The sequence below is a fragment of the Marinobacter similis genome (assembly GCF_000830985.1).
Lineage (GTDB): Bacteria > Pseudomonadota > Gammaproteobacteria > Pseudomonadales > Oleiphilaceae > Marinobacter > Marinobacter similis.
The window spans coordinates 400,866-424,125 of sequence record NZ_CP007151.1 but is presented as its reverse complement, the minus strand read 5'-3'; the positions used below and the strand labels follow the sequence as shown (position 1 = coordinate 424,125).

18 protein-coding genes and 4 pseudogenes are annotated in these 23,260 nt (G+C 55.8%); 14 read left to right on the top strand and 8 right to left on the bottom strand.

The features are described 5' to 3' along the window. The first annotated feature begins 184 nt into the window (after positions 1–184). The 6 genes from AU14_RS20210 (at position 185) to AU14_RS18510 (ending at position 5,333) form a co-directional block, all read left to right on the top strand. Positions 185–733 carry a hypothetical protein gene (locus tag AU14_RS20210; protein WP_236744288.1) on the top strand — a complete coding sequence of 183 codons (549 nt, stop codon included), beginning with the start codon at positions 185–187 and terminating at the stop codon, positions 731–733. Next, a complete protein-coding gene (locus AU14_RS22515) occupies positions 730–1,347 on the top strand; it encodes a hypothetical protein (RefSeq protein WP_052471930.1) in 618 nt (205 codons plus the stop codon). The genes AU14_RS20210 and AU14_RS22515 overlap by 4 nt, the downstream gene beginning before the upstream one ends. Next, positions 1,260–2,831 carry a mechanosensitive ion channel domain-containing protein gene (locus tag AU14_RS22510; RefSeq protein ID WP_269079082.1) on the top strand — a complete coding sequence of 524 codons (1,572 nt, stop codon included), beginning with the start codon at positions 1,260–1,262 and terminating at the stop codon, positions 2,829–2,831. Before AU14_RS22515 ends, AU14_RS22510 begins: the two co-directional genes overlap by 88 nt. Positions 2,832–2,915: 84 nt before the next feature. Then, a complete protein-coding gene (locus AU14_RS01945; RefSeq protein WP_041338461.1) occupies positions 2,916–3,662 on the top strand; it encodes a CLCA_X family protein in 747 nt (248 codons plus the stop codon). A gap of 112 nt (positions 3,663–3,774) precedes the next feature. Then, positions 3,775–4,254: a patatin-like phospholipase family protein gene (locus tag AU14_RS18515; protein WP_052471928.1), complete on the top strand. Its 480-nt coding sequence runs from the start codon at positions 3,775–3,777 to the stop codon at positions 4,252–4,254. Next, positions 4,209–5,333, top strand: coding sequence for a patatin-like phospholipase family protein (locus AU14_RS18510; RefSeq protein WP_330217946.1), 1,125 nt, complete (start codon positions 4,209–4,211; stop codon positions 5,331–5,333). Before AU14_RS18515 ends, AU14_RS18510 begins: the two co-directional genes overlap by 46 nt. On the opposite strand, the gene AU14_RS01935 is transcribed toward AU14_RS18510, so the two are convergent. From AU14_RS01935 to AU14_RS01925, 3 genes are read right to left on the bottom strand one after another with little or no spacing between them, the layout of a single operon-like run. Next, a complete protein-coding gene (locus AU14_RS01935) occupies positions 5,330–5,920 on the bottom strand; it encodes an ATP-dependent zinc protease family protein (protein ID WP_041338460.1) in 591 nt (196 codons plus the stop codon). The two genes, AU14_RS18510 and AU14_RS01935, sit on opposite strands and share 4 nt — an antisense overlap. Then, on the bottom strand, positions 5,917–6,492 hold the full coding sequence (locus AU14_RS01930) for an acyl carrier protein phosphodiesterase (RefSeq protein ID WP_041338458.1): 576 nt from the start codon (positions 6,490–6,492) through the stop codon (positions 5,917–5,919). Before AU14_RS01930 ends, AU14_RS01935 begins: the two co-directional genes overlap by 4 nt. 23 nt (positions 6,493–6,515) lie before the next feature. Further along, entirely contained in the window at positions 6,516–7,058 is a 543-nt protein-coding gene (locus AU14_RS01925; protein ID WP_041338456.1) for a porin family protein, read from the bottom strand. 249 nt (positions 7,059–7,307) lie between these two features. Between AU14_RS01925 and AU14_RS01920 the strand changes: the two genes are divergently transcribed. Beyond that, positions 7,308–8,720 (top strand): TrkH family potassium uptake protein, encoded by a 1,413-nt coding sequence (locus AU14_RS01920; protein ID WP_041338454.1) that lies wholly within the window; start codon positions 7,308–7,310, stop codon positions 8,718–8,720. A 51-nt stretch (positions 8,721–8,771) separates the two neighbouring features. Here the strand turns inward: AU14_RS01920 and AU14_RS01915 are convergent. Together AU14_RS01915 and AU14_RS01910 are read right to left on the bottom strand one after the other, a co-directional pair. After that, positions 8,772–9,430, bottom strand: a pseudogene (locus AU14_RS01915) (alpha/beta hydrolase). Positions 9,431–9,468: 38 nt separating this feature from the next. Beyond that, a pseudogene (locus AU14_RS01910) lies at positions 9,469–10,661 on the bottom strand (1-acyl-sn-glycerol-3-phosphate acyltransferase). Positions 10,662–10,879: 218 nt separating this feature from the next. On the opposite strand from AU14_RS01910, the pseudogene recQ reads away from it, so the two are divergent. Then, positions 10,880–12,746 (top strand): annotated as a pseudogene (gene recQ, locus AU14_RS01905) (DNA helicase RecQ). A 43-nt stretch (positions 12,747–12,789) separates the two neighbouring features. Here recQ and AU14_RS01900 read toward each other — a convergent pair. Both AU14_RS01900 and AU14_RS18860 read right to left on the bottom strand, forming a co-directional pair. Further along, the gene (locus AU14_RS01900) at positions 12,790–13,347 is read right to left on the bottom strand and encodes a YiiD C-terminal domain-containing protein (RefSeq protein WP_041338452.1); all 558 of its coding nucleotides are present in this window, start codon (positions 13,345–13,347) and stop codon (positions 12,790–12,792) included. A gap of 58 nt (positions 13,348–13,405) precedes the next feature. Further along, entirely contained in the window at positions 13,406–13,750 is a 345-nt protein-coding gene (locus tag AU14_RS18860) for a hypothetical protein (protein ID WP_236744287.1), read from the bottom strand. Positions 13,751–13,890: 140 nt separating this feature from the next. Between AU14_RS18860 and AU14_RS01895 the strand changes: the two are divergent. From AU14_RS01895 to selD, 3 genes and pseudogenes are all read left to right on the top strand, one after another. After that, positions 13,891–15,410: pseudogene (locus tag AU14_RS01895) on the top strand (GNAT family N-acetyltransferase). Between the two features lie 564 nt (positions 15,411–15,974). Then, a complete protein-coding gene (locus tag AU14_RS01885; protein WP_052471926.1) occupies positions 15,975–16,691 on the top strand; it encodes a helix-hairpin-helix domain-containing protein in 717 nt (238 codons plus the stop codon). Next, positions 16,691–18,967 carry a selenide, water dikinase SelD gene (gene selD / locus AU14_RS01880; protein WP_041338449.1) on the top strand — a complete coding sequence of 759 codons (2,277 nt, stop codon included), beginning with the start codon at positions 16,691–16,693 and terminating at the stop codon, positions 18,965–18,967. The genes AU14_RS01885 and selD overlap by 1 nt, the downstream gene beginning before the upstream one ends. Positions 18,968–18,987: 20 nt before the next feature. On the opposite strand, the gene senB is transcribed toward selD, so the two are convergent. Next, positions 18,988–19,971, bottom strand: coding sequence for a selenoneine biosynthesis selenosugar synthase SenB (gene senB / locus AU14_RS01875; protein ID WP_041338447.1), 984 nt, complete (start codon positions 19,969–19,971; stop codon positions 18,988–18,990). Between the two features lie 182 nt (positions 19,972–20,153). Here senB and AU14_RS01870 point away from each other — a divergent pair, with 182 nt between their 5' ends. Genes AU14_RS01870 through AU14_RS01860 form a run of 3 tightly spaced genes read left to right on the top strand, consistent with a single transcriptional unit; the run spans position 20,154 to position 23,148 of the window. Continuing rightward, entirely contained in the window at positions 20,154–21,023 is an 870-nt protein-coding gene (locus AU14_RS01870) for a putative selenate ABC transporter substrate-binding protein (protein WP_052471925.1), read from the top strand. Then, on the top strand, positions 21,023–21,673 hold the full coding sequence (locus AU14_RS01865; RefSeq protein ID WP_041338445.1) for an ATP-binding cassette domain-containing protein: 651 nt from the start codon (positions 21,023–21,025) through the stop codon (positions 21,671–21,673). Before AU14_RS01870 ends, AU14_RS01865 begins: the two co-directional genes overlap by 1 nt. A gap of 8 nt (positions 21,674–21,681) precedes the next feature. Then, positions 21,682–23,148, top strand: a complete 1,467-nt coding sequence (locus AU14_RS01860; RefSeq protein ID WP_041338443.1) for a PhnE/PtxC family ABC transporter permease — start codon at positions 21,682–21,684, stop codon at positions 23,146–23,148. Positions 23,149–23,260: the final 112 nt, after the last annotated feature.

Below are 23,260 nucleotides of genomic sequence, written 5' to 3'. Positions count from 1 at the left end.
GCTGATTGAGCCCAATCATCCTCGATGGCGGGCATTACGTTCTGCCAATGTAGGCCCGCTCCTGATTCCGCTAGACTGTAGAAAATCCTCTCGAGATTCTCGCGCCACGATGAAAAGCTCTCATCTGCAGACCATCTTATTTGCGCTAGTCCTTTTTACGGGGTCGAGCCATGCCGACACGACCTTGGCAGCACTTGATGACTTGCTCCCGCCCGTACAGACCGAGACTGAACGATTCCCACCGGTGGAAGATGAAGACGCAGAGGCTGAGAACGCAGAAGACGAGGCAGAAGAAGAGCCAGAACCGCAGCTCGAGCCGGTCAAACCAGAAATAGAAGCACCAGACGAACCTCTGAGAAGCTCCCTGCCAACGCCGAAAACCGCCGATATTCAGCAACAGATTCAAAAATTGCGGGATGCGCTGGATGGCCGGCAACATGCCCTCAGCTTGAGTGAGCAAAGGCTGGACTACGCCGAATCGCTCCTGAATCGACTGAACAACGAATACGAGAGCTTTGAGCTTCGCCTGGAGCGCGCCGGCCTGAACCTGACGGACGACTACGCGAACCTGCTGCGCCAGCGGCTTGAGCGTTTGCGTGACCAGACCATCGCCGCCGGGCTCACCAAAGGCATCACCGCACAATTGTCGGCGGCGCGTGAAGAGCAGTTGCGGCTGGAAGAGTTTGAGGCGGTGATTGAACCGACGACGATGCCCGTGGCAGGCTCGCAGTGAAGCGTGCGCAGCTTCTGCGGCAATTACATAGCACGGTAACCAAGCATATAGAGGTACTGAACGATTACTACAACATCGTTATTCAGCTCCAGGACCGGCTTGAAGCCTATCAGACACTGCTCCAGCAACGGTTGTTTTGGCTACCCAGCACGGAACGGGTCGATCTGACCATATTCAGCGAGGTCTATCGCGGCCTTGCATGGTTTGTCTCCGGCTTTAAATGGGAGTCTTTAAAGGAGGCTGTTTCTATATCGATCGATGAGAACTGGCCGCTAATGAGCCTGCTAACCGCCCTGCTCCTGACCATGGCGATCCGCCGCCGAGGGCTTCGTAAGGCGCTCGTCGATACCGGCTACCACGTTGGCAACGTGCGCCGGGATCGTTGGCAATTTACGTTCTCTGCGCTCATATTCAGTTTGTTGCTGGCCTTGCCGGGGGTGATTGCGCTGACCATCGGCCATTTGGCCTGGAGGGCGGTAACCGGTTCTTACATGCACTTTCCCGTGGTCTGTCCAACGCGGCATTCGTGGCATTCCTGCTGCGGGGCATATACACCGTGGCTTACGCCAAGGGTTTGGGTGAGCGCCACTTCCAGTGGAAATCAAACACGCTGAGGGTGCTTCGCAAACAGATCCCCATGTTACTGGCCGTTCTCATCCCAATCATCGTTGTGATGCCAACGATGACCACCACCAAAGGTGCCGCATTCAGCGACAGCCTGGGGCGCTTGCTGTTTGCGATAGCGTCAATCGCCCTCGCTTTTTTTGCCCAGCGCTTTATGTCGGCGGTACGTAAGGATCAGCCCAACCGGCAGGTGCTCAAGGTACTTCACTTGTTTGCGGTGGCCATGCCGCTGGTGCTGGCCTTCATTTCTCTCTGGGGCTATCACTACACTGCGGTTCGTTTTGAAGGGCTGATGTTCATCAGTCTGTGCTGGCTGGCGTGCGTCATCCTGCTGCATTACCTGGGTTTGCGCAGTCTTACCGTCCGGGAACGCCGGATGACCCTCAAACGCGTCATCGAGAACCGGGAAGCGGAGCGCAAGATCGCCGAAACCCGGGAGGCTGCGGAGACCTCAGGCGAAGGCGTGCCGTTGAACTACGAGATGCCCCAGCGGGATATCGATGACATAAGCCAGCAAAGTGAAACCGTGCTGAAGATTTTCTCGCTGATATTGGCCGCGGCCGGACTTTGGGCGCTGTGGGACAATGTTTTTCCTGCACTGGGCATCTTCGATGAGATAACCCTATGGACTATCAGCACTGGGGTTGAAGGTGAAAGCCCGGTTCCGATCAATCTCGGCGACCTGATGATTGCCCTGGCAATCGGCGTGGGCACGGTACTGGCGGCCCGTAACCTGCCGGGCACCATGGAAGTGGTGTTCCTGAGCCGGCTTAACCTGGAACCGGGTGTGGGTTACGCCATCACCACGCTGGCTACCTACACCATCGTCTTTATCGGCATTGCCGCCGCGCTTGCCGGGCTCGGCTTCCAATGGTCCAAACTGCAATGGTTGGTGGCCGCACTGGGTGTCGGCCTCGGCTTTGGTCTGCAGGAGATTGTCGCCAACTTTGTCTCGGGGATTATCCTGCTGTTCGAGCGCCCGATCCGGGTTGGAGATACGGTCACCATTGGTGGCATTACCGGCACTGTCTCACGCATTCGCATTCGGGCAACCACCCTCGTGGATTGGGATCGCAAAGAGCAGATCATTCCCAACAAAACCTTCGTCACCCAGGATTTAACCAACTGGACTCTGTCAGATCCCATTACCCGGGTGATCATTCGCGTGGGTGTTGCCTATGGCTCCGATGTGGATAAGGTTCAGGAGTTACTGCACCAGGTGGCTGTTGAGAACGAGCGGGTTGTTGAAGAGCCCGCACCGGCGGTGTTCTGCGTTGAGCTGGGTGACAGCCGAATCGATTTCGAGGTGCGCGTATTTGTTCGCGATTTGCTGGACTTCATGCCGCTGTCCCACGAACTGCACTCGGCCATCACCCGCACACTGAAAGAAGCGGGCATCCAAATCCCCTTCCCACAACGGGATATTCACATCCGAACGGAGCCTGCACGTAAGGATACCGGCCAACCGGAGTAAAATCCGTTCCGACATCCATTGCAACGGCCCAGCCCCTTCTCTACCATACTGGCTATCCATACAGTATCTGGCCCGAGGTAGTTAGTGACCGTTTCATTTGTGCACATCCGACGCCGGTACGATTTCCGGAGCATTGAGATCGGGCGTTGGGTTACCGAAGCAGAACGTGACCGGGCCGCGGTGCGATTTCACGATGCCCTGATTACCCTGATGAACACCCTCCACGTGCCTGAAGAAGTCATCTCGCTGAAAAGCTCATTGGGTCTGCAATACGGCATTGGCGGCCAGCTCGGCGTGTGTGCCCACTATATTCCGGCCACGCGGCAATTGGCACTGGCCAAGAACGCAGGCGCAGGCAGCCTCGCCCATGAGTGGTTTCACGCCTTTGACCACTACATTGCCAGCAAAGTCTTTGTGCAGCCGAGTCGCCAGGCCTTTGCCAGCTCATTGTGGCTCGACAGCCAGGCGTACAAGTCACACCCGCTCACGGCCCGACTGTTTCGATGCTTTGAAGCCATTTTACTGAACAAAGACGGCACCCAGCCGAGCGAGCTGTTCCGGGCGTCGCAAAAGGTGGATAGAGAGCAACAGGTTTTGTATTGGGCCCGGCCAGAGGAAATGTGTGCCCGAGCCTTCGAGGCGTTCATTGAAGACAGCGCGCCCTATAACAGCTTTCTGGTCAGAGGCACCCGTTCGTCCCCGGAGGCCCGGCTTGGGCTTTACCCCGAGGGTGAGCAGCGCGATCAGGTCGCTGCGGCCTTCAGCGACTATTTCGCTCAGCTTGGCCGGGCGCTGGGCAAGGCTTCATTAACTGGCAGTAATAAACATTGAGGGCCATACTTCAAGTATCCGGAGGGACCGGGTAGACAACGCGAATCCTAAAAAAACGACAATGCGTTGATCTAAATGCGAATTTCTCGGCATAGGACAACGGTATTAGCCGATGATGTCCTTGAAGAAGCAGAACGGATTCAGCCTGCAGGAACTGCGACAACGCTTACGAACCGCTACCAACTTTCAGGACTGGTACAGTGCAGCTTTAGCCCTCGATAACCTCTCTGGTGCGGAGGCCTGGCGCCTGAGCGATGCCTCCCGATACTACGATTTCCTCGATATCCGTGCACGTTACGAACAGTTGGTAGCACTCCTTGAGGAGGAGAATCACGAAGAACTGCTGTACGTTTTGAACGAAGGCATTCATGGCAACATGAGCGGCATGGGCCGACCGATTCTTTACGACCGGGCGCTGACGGGTACCAAATGCCTGATTGATGAATACGTCACAGCCATTGCCGATGCACTCTGGGTGGTTGCCAGCTCTCCCTCGAACAAAATTTCGCTGCAGGAGAAAGTTGATTTCTTCCGCCGGGCCAGCCATTGCTACGGCCGCTCCGCGCTCATGCTCAGTGGCGGTGCCGGCTGATCTACTTCCATCATGGTGTCGTGCAAACACTCATCGAACAGGATCTTCTGCCGAACGTGATTTCAGGGGCCAGTGCCGGAGCCTGGGTGTCGGGGTTATTGGCGATGTACACCAACGAAGAACTGAAATCAGGTGTCGTCGGGGACTATCGCTACGAGTTGCCAATACACCTGAACCCTTTGCGGGTACTGGCAGGCCTGGAGCCGGGCGTTTCTCCGCTGTCGATAAAGCAGTGCGCGATGGATGGCATCGATAATCGCATGACGTTCCAGGAAGCCTACGAGCACACAGGCCGCTACATCAATATTTCAATTGCGCCGGCGGAGAAACACCAGAATTCCCGTTTGATGAATGCCATTACCTCGCCCAATGTGTATATCCGCTCGGCTATGGATGCGTCCGGCAGTGTTCCGGGCGTGGTGCCACCGGTCACGCTTTATGCGCGCGGCGCCGATGGCAAACCCAAGCCCTATCTGCCTACTCGCAAGTGGGTGGACGGCTCCTTTGCCGAGGACTTACCGGCCAAGCGCTTATCGCGGCTGTTCGGGGTCAATCACTACATCGTCAGCATGATTAATCCGGTGGCCGTGCCATTTGTAGACGATCCTAAGCTGCGCACGCGCCGACGAATTCGAACGGTGGCCAATACCATGATGACCGATGCAGCAACCGATCTGCTCAGTGGCCTGGAGCACTACCTGACTCGGGTTGGGGTTTCACTCATCAGCCCGGCCATTTTGATGGCGCACGGTTTGCTGAATCAGAGCTATACGGGCGATGTGAATATTATTCTTGAGAAGAAGAGTTTCCACTGGCGCAATGTGCTGTTCAGTTACCACGGGGAGGAGGAAATCGAAAATCTCGTGCTTGCGGGCAAACGCAACACCTGGCCTAAACTGGCGATGATTCGTAATGCGACGCTGATTGGTCAGGAGCTGGATACCATCCTGGAATCGCTGGATCAGAAGGAATTCGGTGCGCGACCCAGCGGTGGAAATCGAAATGGCGGAGAGCGAAATAGTAGCGAGCGAAGCAAAGGAGAGCGTCGCAGGCTGACGCTCCCCTCCGTGCCCTGTTAGTCCACCTGGGCGGCAATTTCCTCAAGTGTGTTGTACTCGCACTCGCGCTCAGCAATGAAGCTGTCGGCGGAGTCGATGAGGATATTGTCGTCGCGCATAAAGCGACGCCCCAGTAGCACAGGGTATTTAAAGTTGCCGCGGTCAGTCAGTGAGAACTGGGTTTCGTGCACGGTACCGGCAATGCAGAAGTCCATTTTTACCACGTACCGGCGTTGCGAGGGCGCGCTCTTGCGTTTGATCAGCACCGTGCGATGTACCGGGCGCTCGAATTCCAGGATCACATCTTCGTGTTCAATAGTGCCCTCGCTGGGCTGGTCTTCGTGATCCCCCAGCGGCAGCTGGAACTTCACCCACTCTTCTTCGCCCTTTTTGAACCCTTCCACGTTCACTGCGTGCAGTGACGAGGTCTTGGCCCCGGTGTCCAGACGGGCTTTCAGACGCACGCTGGTATCGTTCATGACCAGCCATTCAACAAAGCCGAGGGTTTCCGGAACGGGTTTGTCCGAATCCTCAGACGCTTCCGCGAATGCGGCGCCTGCCGGCAGTGCCAAGGAAAATGCGAGTGCCAGTGAAGTTAAAAGTTTCATTCAATATCTCCTGCAAAGGACTGTAAATCGGGGAAAAAGCTAAGAAACCGATTTTCCAGTTCAACATCATTTGCCCGGATTTCGTCAATCATCCCGGTGAACTTGTTGGCGAACCGAATGCGACCGGCAACGCGATCGAGGGCATAACCAATACTCTCCAGATCTCGATACGCACCAAACCAATCGTGCTCCACCATGCGTCGTGTCACCTGAGCCATTTTCTCCGGCATCAGGTGTTCATTGCGCTGAAGTTCCTGGTAAATATGCTCGACAAAGATAGCACGATCGGTCTGGCTAAAACGTTGCCAATGCCTTAACAGATAGTGATCGTACAGAATGTCGAGGGCTACGCCGGCGAACCGTCGCCGTTGCTTCGAAAAAAGGGTCTTGCTGGCAAGAACCTCAGGGTGCTGGTCGGTGAAGCTATCCACCGCCCGGTGATGGCGAATGCCCTGCTGTACCGAAACGGGCAGCAGGGACACATCAATACCCCGGGTAAAATCGCCAAGAATACTGCCCACTCTGGCCTCGGGGGAATCCGGTGCGAGAAAGACATGGGCAAGGTGATTCAAGCAAGCTCCTGGCGATTAAGGGATCAGAAGTTGAACTGAACGCCAACTCCAAGACCGTCTACGGTAACGTCGTCATCGTCATAGTAACGCATGTATTCAAGGTTACCAGAGACATTGCGGGCGAACTCCATATTCAGGCCGACACCGTAAGATACGTCGCTCTCATCATCAGTAACGGTGTTGAATGGCCCTTCCGCCTCAACTTCAACCCGGGTAAAGCCCAGCACCGCGTACGGCGTTATCGGGGATTCGTTGGCGATGTTGAACGTGGCATAGCCACCGAAGAAGTTGTCGACGGAGTAATCAATGCCGCGGACGCGATCGTCATCCACGCCAAAGCCGCCCCGGGCTTCAAAGCCTAGAAACGGAGTGGCCATAACCCCGGCTTTGGCCGAGAGCGTGCCTACGTCAGCGTCTTCGCCTCCGGCGTCGAGATTCATAAAGGTATAGTTAAGGCCGGTGTAAACCCCACCAAGCCCAGATTTGTACATGTCTTGAGCGTTGGCTGCACTGGCGGCAAAAAGGCCTGAGGCCAAGACTACGGCAAGTGAACGTGAGTGTTTCATTGCTTGTTCTCCTTATCGAGCAAAGTGTGGCTCTTATTAGAAGTTGCACCAATCACACGGGCAATACCAGAGCCGAGATCCCTATTTACCCCTTTTTTACAGTGATTTAATGCTCCGGTAATTCGTAGGCTGAAAGCGCCGTTTTGTTGCGGAAGCCGGCACCCACAGGTATTCTGACGCCACTCTTGTTTCAGCTGGCCTGAGCATTCTTTGAGAAACCTTTATCCCGTAATATTCATCGTCAGTGTCATGTTTGTGCTTTTGAGCGTTTTCATGACGTTACCGGTCATCTTTCTGGCAGGTTCTATTGCGCCTAATGCGTCGGCGTTTGCGGAATCGGCCAGCATTGTCTGTGGCCTCGGCATTTTTGGCATTGTTGCCACTTACAGGCAGCCCCGGGATCTGAAGCCCCGGTACATGTTTGTCCTCACCGTTTCCAGTTGGTTCATCCTCACCCTGTGTTCTGCTTTGCCCTTTTACCTCAGTGGCAATGACATCTCTGCGCCGGATGCCTTTTTTGAGGCAACCTCTGGCATAACCACCACAGGGGCAACAGTACTCAGCGGCCTGGATACCATGGACCGGGACCTGCTTTTGTGGCGGTCTATCCTGCAGTGGATCGGTGGTATCGGGATAATTGGTATGTTCGTTGCGGTTCTGCCGTTCCTGCGGGTTGGCGGCATGCGGCTTTTTGCCACCGAATCCTCAGAGTGGACAGACAAGGCCCTGCCCCGGATGAAAACCCTCAGCCGGGGGCTGCTGGTGGTCTATATAATCTTTTCCATTGTCGCGGTGCTGACCTACTGGGTCTCCGGGATGACCCTGTTTGATGCCTTCAACCATGGCCTGACCAGTATTGCCACAGGCGGCTTTTCCACCTCAGACATGTCCATGGGCAAGTTCAGTGACCTGATCTTGATGGAAGCGACCCTGTTCATGATTCTGGGCAGCCTGCCGTTTTTCCTGTTTGTTAGGGAGATGCACGGACAGCATGGCGTGCTGTTTCGTGACCAGCAGGTGCGGTTTTTGCTGACGTTACTGCTGCTGATTCCGGCGGTGTTGACCCTGTACCGGTGGGCCGTGTCGCCGGTGCCTTTTGACCCACTGCACAACTACGCCTCTACCCTGTTTAACGTAACTTCGGTAGTGACCACCACGGGCTATGCCTCTGAGGATTACTCCGCCTGGGGCCCACTGGCCTTCGTGCTGTTCTTTTTCCTGATGTTCATCGGCGGCTGTTCGGGCTCAACTTCCGGCGGCATGAAGGTCTTCCGGTTCCAGCTCTCGATCATCATCCTCAGAGAGCAGTTGATGCGCTTGCTTCACCCTCGTGCGGTATTGACGCGGAACTACAATGGCCGGGCGGTCAGTGACGAAATCATCTCGTCCATGATCGCCTACAGCTTCATTTTCCTGCTTTCCCTGCTGGTGATTACGGTGGCACTCGCCGCTATGCAGCTGGACTTCATCACCTCGCTGTCGGGCGCCTTGTCCTCGCTGACTAACGTCGGCCCAGGGCTGGGTGACATCATTGGCCCCTCCGGGAACTTTGGTCCCCTGCCAGACGGCGCCAAGTGGTTACTCTCAGTCGGCATGCTGATGGGTCGCCTGGAGATCCTCAGTGTCATTATCGTACTGTCGCCCGCCTTCTGGCGCAGTTAGGGCCGATGTTCCCGGGGGACGATTTCCCCCCGGGGACATTTCAAAGTGCGCTTAGAGCGCGTGCTTCTGAATAAAACGACCGATATCGACCACTTCTTCCAGACAAACGCTGTGTTCCATCGGGAAGGTCTGGTAATCCGGGGCAAAGCCCATGGATTTCAGGGCTTCCACACTTTGTACCCCCAGTGATTCCGGCACCATGGGATCAAAGGTTCCGTGATAAACGGAGATGGGTATTCCGGCATTGGCGCTCGAAGGTTTCACCGTTTTGGCGGTGGCAAAGTAGGTCGACAGTGCCAGCACGCCGGCCAGGCGACTCGGGTAACTCAGGCCAAGCTCGTAAGCCACGGCGCCGCCTGGGAAAAACCAGCGATAACGATTTTTTCAGACGGAATGCCGCGCTCGATCTCGCGATCCACCAGTTTACCCACGGCATCGGCGGACGCCATCAGCTGCTCGGTATCCACCACGCGATCTATATCCATGGCCTTGATGTCATACCAGGCGGGCATGCGCATACCGCCGTTGATAGTCACCGGCAACTCGGGGGCGTGGGGAAAGATAAAACGTACCGCCGCGCCCTCAGGCAGGCCCAGCTCCGGTACTACCGGTTCGAAATCGTGCCCGCTCGCGCCCAGGCCGTGCAGCCAGATGACCGCAGCTGTCGGATTCGGAGCGGTTTCCAGTTCAATGTAATCAAGATCCTGCACTCAACACCTCGTTGACGTCGGTAAATAGATGATTCGGATTATTCCGGATTCGGTTCGTCTGAATTCGCTTCCAGCGCCGTCACTACCGGGTTGGCATACATGTTCAGCAGGTACGGACGAATGGCTGGATCACAGGCGTCCAGGCGCCGGTCCATTTCGGCCTCGGCAGCTTCCATTTCCGCCGGTGACCAGGCTTCGGCCGTCACCACGGTATCGCTGACGGTGTCAGGTGTGGCGTGGGCATCGGGGTGAACGTCGCGGGCATGGTACGCAACCAGGTTCGAGGCATGCAGGTGATAGTTGGCATGCATTTCCCGATCTATCAGCGCAGACATCGCCTTGGCATCGTCCGGGGCATTCTGTATAGGCTTGCCAAAGTGAACGTGCACATGGCCCTTGAAGCCGGTCAGGCCCTTCATGATCTGATCGGTGTCTTCACCTTCGGCCTTGGTGTAGTTGCCGGTGCGGCCGCGCTCTTCCAGCTCTCGGGCCTTGTCTTCGTCGCAGGGATCGTACTCATAGGCAATGGATACAGGAACCACGTGAAGCCGGTTCATGGCCTCGGCAAAACTGAGCCCGCTCTTTTTTCGGCTCATGTAGAACATCTTGATGATGGCGGGATCGGTAAAATCGAGGCCGTCTTTGGCCCGGCCTTCCCGCTGGGCGATCCAGATGCTGTTGTTGGTATCAATGCTGTGGTTAATAAAGCCAGACAGCGTCAGATAAGCGTCCCGCATTTCTCGCGGGCTCGTCATGTTGCGACGAACCACAAAGCTCTTGTTCAGTCGCATCATCTCCGCAAACACACGGTTGGCGAGCAGGTTGTCACCAATGGCGATGCGGGTCGTGTGGAAGCCGTTCTGGAACAACAGGTAGTTCACCACCATCGGGTCGAAGACGATATCCCGGTGGTTGGAAATGAACAGGTGCGCGCTGTTCTTGTCCAGGTTTTCAAGGCCACTGGCGGTAACCCGTGATGTGGTGCCGTCTACCAGTTCGCCAACATAGGAAGACAAGCTGGCTTGCAGATCATCAACCGATGGTATTGGCCAAAATGGTTTGTCAGCCAGCGGCGAATGAACACCCTGAGCACCGCCGGAGCCCAGCGGGCGAGTGTCGGCGACTTGAACCGGCCGACCATATCGAGAAATTCCTGATCGTTTACCAGGCGCTGAATGGCCGGGCCGGTCTCTTCGTCCGAATACGGACGGATGGCATCAAATTCCTGCATGGAAGCCCTGTTATTATCGGTGTCTGTCACAGAATTCCGCTAAACGGTGATTTAAAGCGCGGTATTGTAGCGTTTCTCAGGCTACTTTGCCTCCATCCCCCACTATCGGATTTCGCCACCCTCGCCAATGAATCTGTTGGTGAATCTGGTATCATTCGCGCCCACGCAATTTGACCCTGCAATCCTGCCGGCAAACACGTCGGTTAACCGGTTACCTTATGCATTTTGAACAGAACTTCGAAGAACTGAGCACAGAGCGCCCCACTGCTTCCCGCAGGGATCCCGAACAGGTGCTCCACGAGGTATTCGGGTACGAAACCTTCCGGCCGCTGCAGGGCGACATCATCCGGGAAGTGGTTGATGGCCGCGATGCACTGGTGCTAATGCCTACCGGGGGTGGTAAATCCCTGTGTTACCAGGTGCCGGCCCTGGTTCGGCCCGGTACCGCTGTGGTCATCTCGCCGTTGATAGCCTTGATGCAGGATCAGGTTGCAGCGCTGAAGGAGCTGGGCGTGAAAGCGGCGTTCCTGAACTCCACCATGGATATGGAGCAGGCTCGGGCCACCGAATACGCACTGGCAACGGGTGAACTCGATTTGCTGTATTGCGCGCCAGAGCGATTGATTCAGCCACGCACCATTGACCTGCTGCACGACGCATCCATCTCTCTGTTCGCCATCGACGAAGCTCACTGTGTGTCACAGTGGGGCCATGATTTCAGGTCTGACTACCTACAGCTGAGCATGCTGGCCAACGAATTTCCGGCTGTGCCACGCATCGCACTGACCGCCACCGCCGACGAACGCACCCGCAAGGAGATTGCTGAGCGGCTTTCCCTCATCGAAGCGCGGCACTTCGTTAGCGGCTTTGACCGCCCGAATATCCAGTACCGAATCGCGCCCAAAACAAACGCAAACAAGCAGTTGCTGGATTTTATTAAAGCAGAACATGACGGCGAGTGCGGCATCGTTTACTGCATGTCCCGCAATAAGGTGGATGCAACGGCGCGCATGCTGGCCGACAAAGGCTATACCGCTCTGCCCTACCACGCCGGCCTGCCGTCTGAGACCCGGGCGCTGCATCAGGAACGATTCCTGCGCGAAGACGGTGTGATTATTGTAGCCACCATTGCGTTCGGGATGGGTATAGACAAGCCTGACGTTCGGTTTGTGGCTCACCTGGATCTGCCCAAGAGCCTCGAGGCCTACTATCAGGAAACCGGTCGTGCCGGCCGGGACGGCAAGCCCTCAACCGCGTGGATGGTCTATGGCCTGCAGGATGTCATCAAACTGCGCCAGATGCTGGAAGCATCACAGGGCAACGACCAGTTCAAACGGGTAGAACGGCAGAAGCTCGACGCCATGCTTGGCCTGTGCGAAGTGACCCGGTGCCGGCGCGAGGTGTTACTGCGTTATTTCGGAGACACCCAGGATGAACCTGCGGCAATTGCGATACCTGCCTGAACCCGCCTGAAACCTGGGATGGAACTGTCGCGGTCCAGAAGGCGTTGTCCTGTGTTTTTCGGACTGGCCAGCGCTTCGGTGTCACCTACCTGATAGATGTGCTGCGGGGATCGGAAAACGAACGAATCCTGCAGTCGGGCCATCAGGCAGTGTCCACCTACGGGATTGGTACCGAGCTGTCAGTGAACGAGTGGAAATCGGTGTTCCGGCAACTGGTTGCCAACGGCTATTTGCGGGCTGACCCGGAGGCTACGGCGCCCTGCAATTAACGGAAACCTGTCGCCCGCTGCTGCAAGGCAAACAGCCGGTTGAGCTGCGCAAAGATCCGGTGGTTAAGAAAACCTCGTCAAGAGGCCAAGGCAGTCGCAGTGGCGCCGCTATACGTGAACAGATTACCGACCAGGCCGGCTGGGATGCGTTGCGGGCGTGTCGGAAGGAGCTTGCCGACAAACAAGGGGTTCCACCCTATGTCATCTTCCACGACGCCACCCTGTTTGACATGCTGGAGCGCAAGCCGCAATCCCTGGACGAGTTGGCAGAGGTTAGCGGCGTCGGCGCCGCCAAGCTGCAGAAGTACGGCGCCATTTTCCTTGAAACCCTGTCTGGTCTGGAGCGCTCCTAAGCGCTCCACTGACCATTCCCGCTAATAAGTCTTTTTACCGGGCTTATTCGCCCTCAGCTTTGAAGCCCTGCTTTCGAACCCGATAATGGGCGATTGAGTTGGCAACGTGATTGCCTTCCTGATCATGCAGCTGGCCTTCCAAGGTGAACTTGGCCCGGCCGGTGGCGTCGGCGTCTGCCAGAATACTCTCGACCATTTCCGGTGTCAGTGAGAACTCCACGGTGACATCAGAGTTTGCCGGCTGCAGAAACTGCAGGGTCATCTCTTTCAGGATCGGGGTGTACGAGGGCCCGAGATCAAACAGCGTGAGCACTCCACCGGGGATTTCCGCGACCAGGAAATAGGCGCCGGCATACATACTGCCAAAGTGGTTCTTGTTGCCTTTCAGGCGAATTCGGGCCTTCACATAGCCAGGCCGCAACTCTTCCACACTGAATCGATTACGGGTAGCAAACGGGATCGACAGTCCAATGATACGGTTTACCGCGGCATAGCCGCCGGTCTTGCGCAGCCACGCCATAGGATTAGCCAGGGTGGCGTTGGAGTCTGAATGCGCAACCCATTGCCCGGTTGCGCCGATAATCGTGTCAATAAGTGCCATGTTTATGCTCTATTGGGGAGATCGCCTGATCTTCGCACAATTGGCTTCCGGGTGCCTATTACACCCGGAACCGTGACGCGTTCTGGTTCAGGGTGCGACCAATGCTTTCAATCTGCCCACTGTAAACGTCGTTTTCACTAGCCGCCGCGGCCGCTTCCTGGCCCTGGTCGGCAATGCGATTCAGCGCCTCCATGGCGTCCTGCGCTTTTTCCATGCTGACATTCGAGACCGCTGTGGAGGCGTTCATTAAAGTGACCACGTTGTTCGCGCCCTTACAGACTTCGTCATTTCCAGAGGGGGGGTTGAGCCACTGGGCAATACTCGACGTACCATGGGCCACGGCATCGTCCGTCAATACATCAACGTAGGTGGACGTGGTTTTTGCTGGGGTATAAGGAGACACGTTCGGGTTGCTGATCTCTGTGACGTGTTGTTTCGCCCTAAATTGCGAACTCTTTAGCAGCTTCTGATAAACTTTTGCTGTTTCGCTGCGCAAGCAGCTGCATGTCCACAGCTTCATTTCACTGGCGGGAGCCGATCTGAATGGCCCACGAAGAACTGCACCTCAATCTCCGAAACCTGACGCTCGACGACTATGACCAGCTCCAGGTTTTGATGGATCGTATCTACGACGACATCGGCGGAGCCTGGCCCAAAGAGACCATCAAGGCACTGGTGGAGCAGTTTCCAGATGGCCAGATCTGCATTGAGGACAATGGCCAATTGATTGCCGTTGCGCTGACCGTGAGCGTGAAGTACGAGCGCTTCAGCAACCCGCATACCTATGACGACCTGATCCTTCGCAATGAAAAGATCTGGCACAACGCCAACGGTGACTCCCTGTATGGCCTGGATGTGTTTATTCATCCGGAATTCCGCGGGTACCGTCTCGGGCGTCGTCTCTATGAGGCTCGCAAAGAGCTGTGCCGGTCCATGAACCTGCGCGCCATTCTGGCGGGCGGTCGCATACCTAGCTATTACAAGTACGCGGACCAGTACACGCCGGCAGAGTATATCCAGCGCGTTGATCGCAAAGAGATCTACGACCCGATCCTGAGCTTCCAGCTGTCCAACGATTTCCAGGTCACGCGGCTGATGCACAAATACCTGCCCGAGGATGAGAAATCTCTGGGCTACGCCACGCTGCTGGAATGGCGGAACATCCTGTACACCCCGCCTTCGTCAGTTCTGAACGTCAAGAAGACACAGGTACGATTGGGCGCTGTTCAGTGGCAGATGCGTGAATTTACATCGGTCGAAGAAGTGCTCAAGCAGGTTGAGTACTTCGTGGACGCGCTCTCCGATTACAAGAGTGACTTTGCCCTGTTCCCGGAATTCTTTAACGCGCCGCTGATGGGCCTGACCGATCAAATGGATCAGACCCGGGCCATCCGCTTCTTGGCCGGGTTCACCGAGCAGTTCCGTGATGAGATGTCCGAGATGGCAGTTAGCTACAACATCAACATCATCACCGGCTCTATGCCTCTGCTGGAAAATGATCGGGTCTATAACGTTTCTTACCTGTGCCATCGCGACGGCCGGGTGGATGAACAACGCAAAATCCACATCACCCCGCACGAGCGCCGGGACTGGGTTATCGAGGGCGGCAGCGACTTTGAAGTGTTCGATACCGACGCAGGCCGCGTTGCAATCATGATCTGCTACGACATTGAGTTTCCGGAGCTGGGTCGGATTGCCTCAAGTGAGGACGTCGACATCATCATGGTGCCGTTCTGGACCGACACCAAGAATGGTTACCTGCGGGTACGTCACTGTGCCCAGGCCCGAGCCATCGAGAACGAATGCTACGTCGTGATCACTGGCAGCGTGGGAAATTTGCCCAAAGTTGAAAACCTCGACGTCCAGTATGCGCAATCGTCCGTATTCTCGCCCTCTGACTTTGCGTTTCCCCATGACGCGGTGATGGCAGAAACAACGCCAAACACCGAAATGATCATGTTCTCCGACATGGATCTGGAAAAGCTCAAACTGGTTCGAAATGAGGCTCAGTGACAAACCTGAAAGATCGCCGTGTTGACATGTACGAACTGAAAAAGAAGTAATAGGCATGGGTTTAGGCAGCTATAAGTTCAATAACTGCCTCAAACCCTTTTCGTAGGACACTGATAGCGTTGCTAAACTGCAAATCAGTGGCTATCGTTTAATCAATATCAAGCTGCCTTAGGGAAGGCAGGCTAAGGCCGATACGGAAATCACTCGAGACCATGTTAATGACTGAAGCACTACCGGACCTTATCGCACAGTTTCGAATCAGGCAGGGCCTGTTCCGAAAGGAGCTGGTTGAGGCCTCTCTTTATGAGCTGGATGCGTATGGGTGCGTGATGAAGACCGACAAAATGTTCAATCCGGGTGACACCATCGTTCTGAACTTGGTGATGGATATGCCTTTCGACAAGCTTCGTGCGGAAGGCGTGACCGGCCTGGTAACCGAGCGAAGAAAGCACTGTAGTAACTTCTACTATTCAATTGATTTTGTTGAGTTTGATTCAGATAACGACTCTCCCTCGCGGAGAAACTACGGCGAATTCGAGAGGTGCTCTCGAAGAAACAGTCTCTCAAATCGAGCGTTCGCCAGGGTCTATGTCCGGCTTCCGGCAAATGGCCTAATTCCCGTTGTTCGTAATGCCCTCACCCTCAAGGAGACATTTCATGCAAAGAAGGCCAAACCTAACGTCGACAAAATTGTCAAAAAGGTAAATAAAGAGTTTGAGAAAACGTCCTCTCAAATTGAAGGTCTGGTAAACGATGCGCTGAAGCAGTTCGATAGCCTTCAGCAACAAGTTCAGGAGCCAGTACGAAAGCTTCTCAAAGAGGTCGACGAACTTCGTGATCGCGAGATGAAGCGTTTCAACGAGGAATTTGAACGCCGCCTGAACGAATTTCATGAACTGCAAAGCAGCATTCTGGAACGACTGGGTGTCGCCTCCAAAGATGTAACCGAAGACGTTAAAAAACAGGCAGAGCAGGCCAAGAAACAAGCCAAGTCTGCAACCAGTGCTGCCACGTCGGCCGCGAAGAAGGCACCAACAGCCAATTCGACTGGCAAGAAGCCCGCAGCGAAAAAACCAGCTGCCAAAAAGCCTGCGGCTAAGAAGCCTGCAGCAAAGAAACCGGCGGCCAAGGCAGCCAAACCGTTAAACAAAAGTGACCTTACGCTGGTCAAAGGCATTGGCCCGGCGACCGCGAAAAAAATGAAGGACGCAGGTATTACCTCCATCGATCAGATTGCAAACCCCTCCGCCGCCGATCAGGAAAAACTGAAGGCTTTCTCTAGCGTCAAAGGATTTGACCAGTTCAGTACCGAAGCTAAGAAAATTATCTGATGCACACGCCTGACCAGCCTGTATTACGGGATATTGTCCTGATTGGCGGCGGGCACAGCCACGTCGGGGTACTTAAAAGGTTCGCTATGAACCCGGTACCCGGCGTGCGCCTGACCCTCATCTGCCGTGACACCCACACCCCCTACTCCGGTATGCTGCCTGGCTACGTTGCCGGACACTACAGCTACGACGATGTTCATATCGATCTCAGCAAGCTTGCGGAATTCGCAGGCGCGCGATTCTATCGAGCTGAAGCGATCGGTATCGATCGGGAGAGCAAGCGGGTTTTGTGCCGTGGGCGGCCAGATGTTCCGTACGATCTTCTTTCGATCAACATAGGCTCCTCCCCCCGAGTAAACGACGTGGAAGGCGCTTCAGAGCATGCCGTTCCGGTTAAACCCATCACCGGGTTCAACAACCGTTGGCTTGCCCTGCTCTCACGAATTGAAAATCACGAAGGCCCGCTGACTGTGGGCGTAGTGGGCGCCGGTGCCGGTGGCGTGGAACTAACGCTGGCCATGCAGTTTCGACTAACCCGCGAACTCAAGCAGCGGGGCAAGGATCCGGACCAGCTGCATTTCCATCTATTCGATGCCGCTGATCAGATCCTGCCCACGCACAACGCCAAAGTACGGGCGGTGTTTGAGAAAACCCTGGCTGAACGCAATGTAAAGGTTCACCTGGGATCGCCAGTGCAGAAAGTTCAGGAGGGCCTGCTGCAAACCGAATCCGGCGAATCGCAGCAGGTTGATGAAGTATTGTGGGTTACCCGGGCCGGTGGGCCTGAGTGGCTAAAAGACACGGGCCTTGCACTGGACGACGGTCTGTTTATCCGGGTACGAGATACTCTTCAGGCAGAAAACGACGACAGCATCTTTGCTGCCGGCGATATTGCCAACGTTCTCAATCATCCGCGCGAAAAGGCTGGCGTGTTCGCGGTTCGTCAGGGCCCGCCCCTGGCCGACAACCTCAAGCGCCTGGCACTCGGTAAAGCGCCCAAGGATTTCCAGCCTCAGAAAAACTGGCTGGCGCTGATCAGCACTGGCGACAAGTACGCGATCGCCTCTCGGGGCAATTTCGAAGTGGATGGCGCAGCGGTCTGGCGCTGGAAAGACTGGATCGATCGTCGCTTCATGAAGAAGTTCAACGATCTTCCTGAGATGGAAGAAAACGCCAAACTACCCGATACGGCTGCGGCCCAGAACCCGGAAGAAGCCTCTCAGGCAATTTCGGCAGTGGCCATGCGTTGCGGTGGATGTGGTGCCAAGGTCGGCAGTACGGTTCTTTCCCGCGCTCTTGGCGAGCTCCGCCCTATCGATCGGGATGACATCATCATAGGGCTGCATTCGCCCGATGATGCCGCAGTGCTGGAGGTACCGGCGGGTAAGGCTGTGGTCCATACTGTGGATTTCTTCCGGGCGTTTATTGACGACCCGTATGTGTTTGGCAGAGTTGCAGCCAACCACGCCCTGGGAGATGTATTCGCCATGGGCGCAGAGGCTCAAAGTGCCACTGCCGTCGCTACAGTGCCCTACGGCATTGAGTCCAAGGTTGAAGATGTCGTTTACCAGATGATGTCTGGCGCCGTCGAGGTTCTGAACGAAGCGGGTTGCGCCCTGGTCGGTGGTCACACCGGCGAAGGCAAGGAACTGGCTCTAGGCTTTGCGGTAAACGGCCTGATCGATCCGGACGAAGTCATGAGCAAAGGCGGCCTGCGTGCCGGTGACGTTCTGATTCTGACCAAACCGATTGGTACCGGAACTCTGTTTGCGGCCCACGCCAAACTGGCCGCCAGAGGTCGCTGGATTGATAGCGCCCTGAGCTCCATGATCCAGTCCAATAAAGCCGGCGCTGAATGCCTCCGGCGCTATGGCTCAAAGGCCTGTACCGATGTGACTGGATTCGGATTGCTCGGTCACCTGGTTGAGATGACCCGGCCTTCTGGCGTCGATGCCGAACTGGATTTGTCTGCCATCCCGATTTTACCGGGTGCCGAGGAAACAGCGGCCGCAGGCATTCTCAGTTCACTGCAGCCGGCCAACATCCGTTTGCGTCGCGGTATCAGAGAACAAGAGAAGTGGATAAATCATCCGAGGTACCCGCTGATCTTTGATCCACAGACCGCCGGTGGTCTGCTTGCCAGTGTTGCGGCGGATCAGGCTGAGGCCTGCGTGCGCGAGCTGAAAGCACTGGGCTACCCGCACACGGCCATCATCGGTCGGGTTACAGCCCAGGACATGCAGGGTGCCATCGAACCTATCTCACTCAGGGATTGATCGATGGGGTTTCCCCTAGCCTAGCCCTCGAGATTGGAGCGGCGCTGGAAAGCCATTTCCAGTGCCCGCTCCAGTGAATGTTGTTCGTTCTCTGGTGTGAACAGAGGGGCAAGCTCACTCACCTGCTCTGTCAGACGCCTCAGATATGCCGAATCGGATTCTGCTTTCTGCAGCAATATGGCCAGAGCCGCCTGGTCCTTAGCCGGGTAATAACCCTCATAGTCATTGCCCAGCAACCCCCGATTGCCGGGAATGTCTGAGGCTAAGATCGGCAGCCCTGCCCGGCAGGCTTCCGATATTACGTTGGCACCGCCTTCCATCACCGAACTCATGACCATCAACTGGCACTGCGCCATCAGGTCTTGAGTGGTGGGCTTGTCCAGCTCACCGAGCCACTGGAAGCGTGGGTTCTCGGCCACCTCCTGTTCTGCTAAAGCTTGCCATTGTGCATTGTGTGGCTTGCCGGCATTGAGAATGCGCACCGTGGATTCATCTGGCAGCAATCGGGCAGCCATCGCCGCACGCAGCGAATCCTTTTCTTCCCGCAAATGGCCGATCACGCAAACATCGAACGTTCCGCTCGCAGCCGCTTTGTTAGTGGCGGGCGGGATCTCATCGGCGGATTGGTAGAGGGTAAGTAGTTTGCCGGCGAACTCCTCAGGGATGTCGGCCGAAACCAACGCGTGCAAACCGATCAGCACATCGGCCGCAGCCATGGATGCCCGGGTAGGAAGCGGATACTCCCGTTGATGCCGGTAAATGTCCGTGCCGGTCAGCACCAGAACTAACGGCGTTTCCGGCCAGCATTTGCGAAAGGTCTGAATAGCATCGTGGCTGCGCCAGGCATGCAGTGCGATGAATAGGTCGCAGGGGGCACCCTCGTACTCGGTGACAACACTGACTTTATGCCCGACCTTTTCTAGCAGCGATGCCCAACGATCCGCTGTTGCCCGGTTTCCAGCCCGTGAGCCTGAGGGCGCAGGTGTGATCAGAATGATGTGCATGGCGGCTGAATTCCTACTCGTTTGCGTTCGACGATATTTTTCCCGTCAGGCAGCACTTTTTCTGGACGGCAATCGTATAGCTGTTCCGAGACGTATTAAATCACGGTATGCTGATGAAGCCAGTATTTTCGGCAGCTTACAACCCAAATAATGAACCATCCCCGGAAAGAAAGGATCCTCAAATGGCTCTCAATATGATAAGGAAATTCGCCGCCGCAAGTGTCGTGTTTTTCGCTTGTTCGGCCGCTGTTTCAGCCGAGACTCTCGTATTCACTGCGATTCCTGACGAAGATGAAACCAAGCTTGTTGAGCGTTTCCGTGGTATCGCAGATTACTTGTCGGAGAACCTGGACGTTGATGTTCGCTACATCCCGGTGAAATCCTACGCCGCAGCAGTGTCTGCATTTCGCAACAATCAGGTACAGCTGGCCTGGTTTGGCGGCCTGTCTGGTGTTCAGGCACGCTCGCTGGTGCCCGGCTCCCAGGCGATCGCACAGGGTGTTGAAGACGAGGCTTTTTATTCTCATATAATCGCCCACAAAAGCACTGGTCTCGACGAAGCAGAGAATCTGCCTGAGGAACTGCGCGGGAAGACCTTTACGTTTGGCTCGAAAGGTTCAACTTCTGGCCGTCTGATCCCTGAATACTACATCCGCGAAGCTTTCAATGAAGCACCAGACGACGTGTTCTCACGGGTTGGTTTCAGCGGTAACCATACTCGCACCTTGCGTCTGGTTGAGGCAGGCACTTATGAAGTGGGCGCTATCAACTTTTCGGTCTGGGACAAAGAGACCAAAGACGGCAACGTGGACACCGACGCGGTCAAAGTCATCTGGACGACACCTAGCTACCCCAATTACCAGTGGAGCATTCGCGGTGATGCGGACGAGCGGTTTGGCGAAGGCTTTACGGATCGCGTTCAGCAGGCACTGCTAAACATGAAGGATGAAGAGCTGCTCAACAGCTTCCCGCGTTCTGGCTTTATCCCTGTTTCCAATGACGCCTATAAGCCCATTGAAGTGGTAGGAAAACAGATCGGAATCATCGATTAATGTCCGGATTTGATCTGTCAGGCCTATCGGCCTCGTTCGGAGGGGAGCGGGTAATTGGCCCGCTTTCTCTCCAGGTAAAAAAAGGAGAGCGAGTTGCGCTGGTCGGCAAGAGCGGCGCAGGTAAGTCGACCTTGATCAGCCTGATTCATCAGCAGGTAGGCCGTACCTCTTCCCTGGTTCCGCAAGACCTTGGACTGGTAAATGCCCTGCCCGTGTTCCACAACGTGTATATGGGTCAACTTGACGCCCACCCAACCTGGTACAACACCCTTACGCTGATCCGCCCGTTCTCCAAAGACTCCGCTGCCGTTCGCGCGCTGCTCAAAGATCTTTCCATGCCGGAAAAAATCTGGGTGCCGACCGCTTCCCTGTCCGGCGGGCAACGGCAAAGGGTCGCGATCGCCAGGGCGGTATTTCGCAAAGCAGACATGTTATTGGCGGATGAGCCTGTGTCGGCGCTGGATGGCCCCATGTCTCACCTGGTAATGAAACTGATGAGCAAGCGATTTCCCACCAGTGTTGTGGCTTTGCACGATATTGAATTGGCTCTTCAGTATTGCACCCGCATCGTTGGTATTCAGGATGGTCAGATCGCTCTTGATGACTACAGCGAACGACTGACTCCCGCCGACATCACTCCACTATACTGACACCTCCCATGTTCTCCTCACCCACGGTTCGAGTCAGTTTTCTATTTGTCGCCATTGCCCTGGTCGCGCTGCTGTTTGCCGACATTGCGATCACGGCCGCTAATCCCTGGAAAGACCTGGGCCGATTTTTCATGGGCGTTATCACTCCGGACTTTTTCAGTTCCGAGGGTATTGCAGTGGCTTTGTTGCGCACAGTAGCGTTCGCCTTCGTGGGTGTGGCGCTGGGCAGTCTGTGCGGTTTTGTTCTGTCACTGGTCTATCGCAACCCGGTAGTGCGCACTTTTTGCGCGTTCATCCGCGCCATCCACGAGCTTTTCTGGGCTCTGATATTTCTGCAGTTCTTTGGCTTTCACCCGCTCACCGGTGTACTGGCCATTGCGATCCCTTACGCCGGTATATTTGCCAAGGTTTATTCCGAGATCTTTGAAGAGGCGGATCCAACTCCAGGCCGCCTTCTGCCGCCAAGAACCGGCGTAGTATCCGCCTTTCTGTACACCCGCATTCCGGATTGCTGGGTTCAGCTGAGAACCTACACCGCCTACCGACTGGAGTGCGGTTTGCGGTCCAGCGCGATCCTCGGCTTTGTCGGGTTACCAACCCTGGGCTTCTTCCTGGAATCGGCCTTTTCCCAGGGCCATTACTCCGAAGCCGGGGCCATGCTGATTCTGTTTTATGTCCTGATCGCGACTATGCCGCTTTGGGTGAAGCCCAAGCTGCTTCCGGTCTACATCCTTGGTGCGCCGTTTTTTCTCGGTGAGGGCTTGCCCATCGTCTGGGGCAATGTCGAGCGGTTCTTTACCCAGGATATTATTCCGTCACCCTTACGGAACGGTGACGGACTTAGTGGCCTGATGCCCTGGCTTGGGGATGTGATGGCGACCGAGGCCCTGCCCGGCATCTGGAACACCCTGGTGCTGACCCAGATTGCCCTGGTGGCGACGGGATTGATTGCCCTGCTGACCTTTCCGTTGATATCCAGCCACTTTGGCGGGCCGGCGCGCCGAACTGGCGGACACATATTTCTGGTCATAGCCCGCTCTACGCCAGAGTACATTCTCGCGTACATTCTCTTGCAGCTCTGGGGGCCATCAATGTTGCCAGCGGTAATCGCCCTGGCCCTGCATAATGGCGGAATCATCGGACATTTGATCGGACGGCAGTCCAGTGCAATACAGCTGCGCCCCGACGCCATAACCGGCTTCAACCGATACACCTATGAACTGGTACCCCGTGTGTACCGAGCGTTCCTGGCTTTCCTGTTCTATCGCTGGGAAATCATCATGCGGGAAACCGCAATCCTGGGCATTCTGGGTATCTATACCCTCGGTTTCTACGTTGATAGCGCCATCCAAAACATCCAGTTCGACCGGGCCATGGTGCTAATCGTTATTACTGCGCTGCTGAATATCGGCGTGGATATTTTGGGCCGCTTCATTAGGCGGAAGCTGGCACTCCAGACCATGCCAACCTGTTAGGGCCGACACTGCCCTCAGACCACTCAGAAGCCTAATCAGTGGGACCCCAATCACAAATCGAAGATAACCCCTAGGTTTTGGCGCATTCTGCCAATCCGTTAGCTCTGACGCC